Here is a 6276-nt window from a genome sequence, read left to right as displayed (position 1 = left end):
CGCCTGACCGCCGCGCGCCCGCCCGGCGCACCCGGCACGATCGCCGGCCCCGGCGCGACCACCGGCCCCGGCGCGACCACTGGCCCGGCCGGCCCCGGCGGCACGTCCGCGCCGCCGTCGGCGACGCCAGCGCCCGACCCGGTGGAGCGCACGCTCAGCTCGCGGGGCGGCACCGTCACCGCCGACTGCCCGGCCCCGGCCACGGCGCGGATCCTGTCCTGGGCGCCGGCCCGCTCCTATCGCATGGAGCAGGCCGACACGACGCCCGGCCCGTCGCCGTCGGTTTCCTTCCGGCACGGCTCCGACCTCGTCACGATGACCGTGACCTGCGAGTCCGGCGTGCCCCGCTCCGAGATCAGCTGACCGCTCGCGCTCCCCGGCGGCGCCCCGCCGCGGCGCGGCCTCGCCTCCGAGCTTGACCCGCCGGCCCTTCCCGAGGACGACGATGCCGTTGTCGGACGGGCCTCAGAGTTCGACCCGCTGGCCCTTGCCGATGACGACGATGCCGTTGTCGGAGACCGTGTAGAGCTTGCGGTCGCGGTCCAGGTCGACGCCGATCTGGGCGCCCTCCGGGATGATCACGTTCTTGTCGATGATGGCGTTGCGGACGATCGCCCGGCGGCCCACCGAGACGCCCTCCATCAGCACCGAGCCCTCCACGTGGGCCCACGAGTTCACCCGCACGTTCGGCGAGATCACCGAGCGCTCCACCAGCGAGCCGGACACCACCACGCCCGGGGAGATCATCGACTCGATGGCGCGGCCCTGGCGTTCGAAGTAGTCGTGCACGAACTTCGCGGGCGGCCAGGAGCCGTAGTTGGTGAAGATGGGCCAGTCGTGGTTGTACAGGTTGAAGATGGGCAGCGTGGCGATCAGGTCCATATGGGCCTCGTAGAAGCTGTCGAGCGTGCCCACGTCGCGCCAGTAGCCGCGGTCGCGGTCGGTGGCGCCGGGGACCTCGTTGTCGCGGAAGTCGTAGACGTTCGCCTCGCCGTGCTCGACCAGCATGGGGATGATGTTGCCGCCCATGTCGTGCTTGCTGTCGGGGTTCTGCGCGTCCTTGGTGACCGCCTCCATCAGCGCCCGGGCCGTGAAGACGTAGTTGCCCATCGACGCGTACACCTCGTCGGGGGAGTCGGGCAGGCCCTCGGCGTCCTTCGGCTTCTCCCGGAACGCGCGGATCTGCTTGCCGTCCGGGCCCACGTCGATGACGCCGAACTGGTCGGCGAGCGACCGGGGCTGGCGGATGCCGGCGACCGTCACCGACGCGCCCGAGGCGATGTGGTCGTCGACCATCTGCTTCGGATCCATGCGGTAGATGTGGTCGGCGCCGAACACGATGACGTAGTCGGGACGCTCGTCGTTGATCAGGTTGAGGCTCTGGTAGATGGCATCGGCCGAGCCGGCGAACCAGCGCGGGCCGAGCCGCTGTTGCGCGGGCACCGGGGTCACGTAGTTACCCAGCAGCGTCGACATCCGCCAGGTCTTGGTGATGTGCCGGTCCAGCGAGTGCGACTTGTACTGGGTCAGGACGACGATCTTGAGAAAGCCGCCGTTCGCCAGGTTGGACAGCACGAAGTCGATCATGCGGTAGATGCCGCCGAACGGCACACCGGGCTTCGCCCGGTCGGCGGTCAGGGGCATCAGGCGCTTACCTTCACCACCGGCCAGAACGATCGCAAGCACCTTGACAGCCATGGAAGGACGCTAACTTTCCGCCAGCATGAGCGCCAGCCGAAGAGGGGATGCGGGCCGTGCAGAAGCGAGGCACAGGTTACCCGATCTTGAGCGGCGACGCGCCGCCAACAGCGCGAGGCACTAGGCTCCAGGCGTGAGCGAGCTGCGTGTCGATCTGATCTCGCGGGAGTACCCGCCGGAGGTGTACGGCGGGGCCGGCGTGCACCTCGAGTACCTGTCCCGCGACCTGCGACGCCTGGCCGACGTACGCGTGCATTGTTTCGGCCGGCCACGCACGGAGCCCGGCGTGACCGCCTACCCGGAGCCCGCGGCGCTCAAGGACGCGAACGCGGCGCTGCGCACGATGGGCGTGGACCTCGAGATCGCGAACGGCTGCGCCGGCACCGACATCGTGCACAGCCACACCTGGTACGCGAACTTCGCCGGGCACGTCGCGAAACTTCTGCACGGCGTGCCGCACGTGGTCACCACGCACAGCCTCGAGCCGTTGCGCCCGTGGAAGGCCGAGCAGCTCGGCGGCGGGTACGCGCTGTCCAGCTTCTGCGAGCGGGTCGCGATCGAGAACGCGGACGCCGTCATCGCGGTGTCCGGCGGCATGAAGCGCGACGTGCTCACGGCGTACCCGTCGGTGGATCCCGACAAGATCCAGGTGGTCTACAACGGCATCGACACCGAGCAGTACCACCCCGACCACGGCACCGACGTGATCGAGCGGCTCGGCATCGACCTGAGCCGGCCCAGCGTGGTCTTCGTCGGCCGGATCACCCGGCAGAAGGGCCTGCCGTACCTGATGCGCGCCTGCCGCGGCCTGCCGCCGCGGGCACAGATCATCCTGCTGGCCGGCGCGCCCGACACCAAGGAGATCGCCGCCGAGGTCGAGGCGCTCGCCGCCGAGCTGCGCGCGGCCCGCGACGAGCACGGCGTGATCTGGGTGCAGGAGATGCTGCCCAAGACCGAGGTCATCCAGATCCTCACGCACGCGACCGTCTTCGTCTGCCCGTCGATCTACGAGCCGATGGGCATCGTCAACCTCGAGGCGATGGCCTGCGAGACCGCCGTGGTGGCGACCGCGACCGGCGGCATCCCCGAGGTGGTCGCCGACGGCGAGACCGGGCTGCTGGTGCCGATCGAGCAGGTCGCCGACGGCACCGGCACGCCCGTGCACCCCGACCGCTTCGTCGCCGACTTCGCCGCCGCGATGACCGAGCTGATCGAGGATCCGTCGCGGGCCAAGGCGATGGGACTGGCCGGCCGGCGCCGCGCGGTCGAGCACTTCAGCTGGTCACACATCGCCGAGGAGACGATGAAGGTCTACCGCACGGTCCTCTGAAGGCCGAGCCGTCGCATTATGTCGCGGGCGGCCGCGCGCCCGCTGAGCCAGGCGGTCTGCACGCGGGGCCGCCCGAAGGCGTCCCCGCACAGATAGACGTTCCCGTCCCGCGCGAACGCGCCGTGCCCGGGGCGGGGCGACGCGTACGGCCAGTAGCGGGTCTCCACCGACACCGGATCGCCGACGCCGAGAACCTCGCTCACCGCCTTGGCCATCCGCGGGCCGGCGTCCTCCGCGGCGGCGGCCAGAGCGGGGGTCGAGTGCGCGACCAGGACCGGCGCCCGATCGCCCCGCCGATCGCCGTCGTCGCAGACCGTGGCCAGGATCGGATGGTCGTGCACGAAGGCGCCGGCAAAATCGGGCCAGGACCTTTCCGCGTACGTGAGAATCGCCGTCACCGCCGGGGACCAGGACTGTTGCCGCGTCGCGGGCAGGTCGGCGATCGCCCGGGCCTGCGGGCCCGGCATCGCCAGCACGACCGCGTCGGCGGCCGGCAGCGACGTGACCATCGCACCCAGCGTGACCTCGACGCCGCGCGCGAGATCGGCCGCGAGGCTGTTCAGCCCGCCCGGCGCCGCCCAGCGCATCGCCGGCGGGCCCGCCTGACCGCGCAGCGTGCCGGTCCACGGCCGGGCCAGCCCGTCGATCCGCCACGTCTGCAGCCGGCCGAGGAACGCCGGGTCGTCCGCGGTCAGATAGGCCGCGCCGGTGTCCACCCAGCGGCCGCCGATCCGCTCGCTGGCCAACCGGCCACCCACCCGGGTCTCGCGTTCCAGCACCCGCGCCGGCACCCCGGCGTCCACCAGCTCCCGGGCGCATGCCAGCCCGGCGATGCCGGCTCCCACCACGACCACGGCCATGCCGAAACCCTACGGCCGCCCGCGAAGATCGGGATCGGCGAGGCAGACTGTGGGGCATGCACCGCCGCCGTCCCTCCCTCCGGCTCGTCCTCCCGCTCGTCTCGCTGCTGTTCGCCGTGGCCGTGCTCGGCCTCGGCCTGCTGCGCGCCGCCGTCTACGAGCCACCCGCCGTGGCCGGGGGAGTGTGGTCGCCGACGCCCGGTGCCGCCCCGGCCGTCCCCGCGGCCGCCGGGAAGTGCGCGAACGTGCCGGTCAGCGCGACCCGGGAGCTGCGCGGCATGTGGCTCACCACGGTGCTCAACATCGACTTCCCGAGCCGGCCCGGCCTCGGCGAGGCGCAGGTCAAGGCCGAGTACGACCGGTGGCTCGACCTCGCCGTCGCCCGGCACCACAACGCGATCTTCGTGCACGTGCGGCCGAGCGGCGACGCGTTCTGGCCGTCCGAGTACGCGCCGTGGTCGGAGTGGCTCACCGGAAAGCGCGACGGAAAGTCACCCGGATGGGATCCCCTGGCCTACATGGTGAGCCGGGCGCACGCGCGAAATCTCGAGTTCCACGCCTGGTTCAACCCGTACCGGGGAACCCAGCCCGCCCCCGACGGGCCCGGCGCCGACTTCGCCAAGCTCGCGCCCGGCCATCCGCTGCTCGCCCACCGCGACTGGGCGATCTCCTTCCCGGCCGGCAAGCAGGCCCGCCTCTACTTCGACCCGGGCATCCCGGCCGCCCGCAAGTTCGTCGAGGACTCGATGCTGGAGGCGGTGCGCAAGTACGACATCGACGGCGTCCACTTCGACGACTTCTTCTACCCGTACCCGCAGCGCGGCCAGGACTTCCCCGACGACGCGAGCTACGCGGCGTACGGCGGGGGCAAGTCCCGCGCGCAGTGGCGGCGCGACAACGTGGACACCCTGGTGCGCGAGATGGACGAGCGGATCAAGCAGCTCAAGCCGTGGGTGAAGTTCGGGATCAGCCCGTTCGGCATCTGGCGCAACAAGTCCTCCGACCCGGCCGGCTCGGCCACCAACGGCCTCGAGGCGTACGACGCGATCTACGCCGACACCCGCAAGTGGGTGCGCGAGGGCTGGCTCGACTACATCGTGCCCCAGCTGTACTGGCACATCGGCTTCGCCAAGGCCGACTACGCCAAGCTGCTGCCGTGGTGGGCCTCGCTGGTCAAGGGCACCGGCGTGCAGCTGTGGATCGGCCAGGGCGACTACCGGGTCGGCGAGAAGGGCGCGTGGAGCGACCCGGCCGAGATCGACCGGCACCTGGCGATGGACGAGAAGTACGGGGTGCAGGGCGAGGTGCACTACAGCGCCAAGATGGTCCGGGCGGACAAGCTCGGCTCGGTCGCGCTCTACAGCAAGAACCACTACGCGTCGCCGGCCCTGGTGCCGATCATGAAGCAGCTGCCGGCCCGGCCGCCCGCCGCTCCGGCGCTGACCAGGGTGTGGCGTTCCGGCGCGGCGCGGCACTTCGACGCGCAGGCGCCGGGCGCGACCAGCTGGGCTCTGTACCGGGTCGACGGGGCGCGGGCCAGGCTGGTGGCGACCGGGCGTACGGGTCAGCAGGTGGCCGACCCGGCACCGCCGGCCGGCCCGGCGACCTACTGCCTGAGCGGGCTCGATCGATCCGGCAACGAGGGGGCGATCAGCGCGCCGTACACCGCCCAGCAGTGAGGCCTGCCTGTGGACAGCCGCCGGTTCTTGTCATACCCGGGTGGTCTACTCGGCCCCACCCAGTGCCGGGGCGGGGGAGGTTCGTGGGGGCTGCGGAGATCAACAAATGCTTGCGGTGATCCGTGGTTGGGCGGGTGGCTTGCCATGGCCCGGGCCGTGGGTGGTGGCGGCGGGTGTGGCCGGTCGCGCTGAGCCCGGGGCATCCCTCGATGTGGCGGGTGCTTCCGGTTAATGGGAGGCCGTCTCGCATGCTGGCCGCGGGTCCTGGCCGCCGGGCGAGGGGTCCACTTGAGGGGTTGGCTGTCCGGAAATATCCAGTTATGTCGGCGGGGTGCAGGAGTCGGCGCGGCCAGGATGATGAGGTGCTGCTTGATCCCGCAGGCAAAGTTATCAAGATCGCGCGATGCCCGCCGCCGGCGCGAGGGATGAGGCGGGACGTGGGTCAGCGGGGAGAGGGTGAGGAGGGGTGAGGCGGCAGGCGTCTGGGGCGGCAAGCACCGACGAGCGCGACAAGTCGGGTGCGACGAACGAGCGCGACGGGCGGCACGCACGGTGACTGCGCGGCGCTGGGCCATGGCGAGCCCCAGCCCAGCCACCACCACACCGCGACAGGCGCGCACCCACCGTGACCACGCACGAGGCCGCGCCGGGCCGGGCGGGCGGCGCCGGGCCGGGCGGGCCGCGCCGGGCGGGCGGGCGGCGCCGGGCG

4 protein-coding genes and 1 pseudogene are annotated in these 6276 nt (G+C 72.0%); 3 read left to right on the top strand and 2 right to left on the bottom strand.

Features of this window, described 5'->3' with window-relative positions; all coding sequences use genetic code 11:
• Window positions 1-363, top strand: a pseudogene (locus ACFQS1_RS40125) (hypothetical protein); the annotation flags it as partial.
• 102 nt (window positions 364-465) lie between these two features.
• Here ACFQS1_RS40125 and glgC read toward each other — a convergent pair.
• Window positions 466-1698 carry a glucose-1-phosphate adenylyltransferase gene (gene glgC, locus ACFQS1_RS40120; RefSeq protein WP_378978257.1) on the bottom strand — a complete coding sequence of 411 codons (1233 nt, stop codon included), beginning with the start codon at window positions 1696-1698 and terminating at the stop codon, window positions 466-468.
• Window positions 1699-1831: 133 nt separating this feature from the next.
• On the opposite strand from glgC, the gene glgA reads away from it, so the two are divergent.
• Window positions 1832-3028 (top strand): glycogen synthase, encoded by a 1197-nt coding sequence (gene glgA / locus ACFQS1_RS40115; protein WP_378978255.1) that lies wholly within the window; start codon window positions 1832-1834, stop codon window positions 3026-3028.
• Here glgA and ACFQS1_RS40110 read toward each other — a convergent pair.
• On the bottom strand, window positions 3010-3882 hold the full coding sequence (locus ACFQS1_RS40110) for an NAD(P)/FAD-dependent oxidoreductase (protein ID WP_378978259.1): 873 nt from the start codon (window positions 3880-3882) through the stop codon (window positions 3010-3012). The two genes, glgA and ACFQS1_RS40110, sit on opposite strands and share 19 nt — an antisense overlap.
• A 62-nt stretch (window positions 3883-3944) precedes the next feature.
• Here ACFQS1_RS40110 and ACFQS1_RS40105 point away from each other — a divergent pair, with 62 nt between their 5' ends.
• Window positions 3945-5567, top strand: a complete 1623-nt coding sequence (locus ACFQS1_RS40105) for a glycoside hydrolase family 10-like protein (RefSeq protein WP_378978253.1) — start codon at window positions 3945-3947, stop codon at window positions 5565-5567.
• Window positions 5568-6276: the final 709 nt, after the last annotated feature.

Origin of the sequence: Paractinoplanes rhizophilus (assembly GCF_042664765.1) — a bacterium.
GTDB classification, from domain to species: domain Bacteria; phylum Actinomycetota; class Actinomycetes; order Mycobacteriales; family Micromonosporaceae; genus Actinoplanes; species Actinoplanes rhizophilus.
This window is presented reverse-complemented; position numbering and strand designations above follow the sequence as displayed.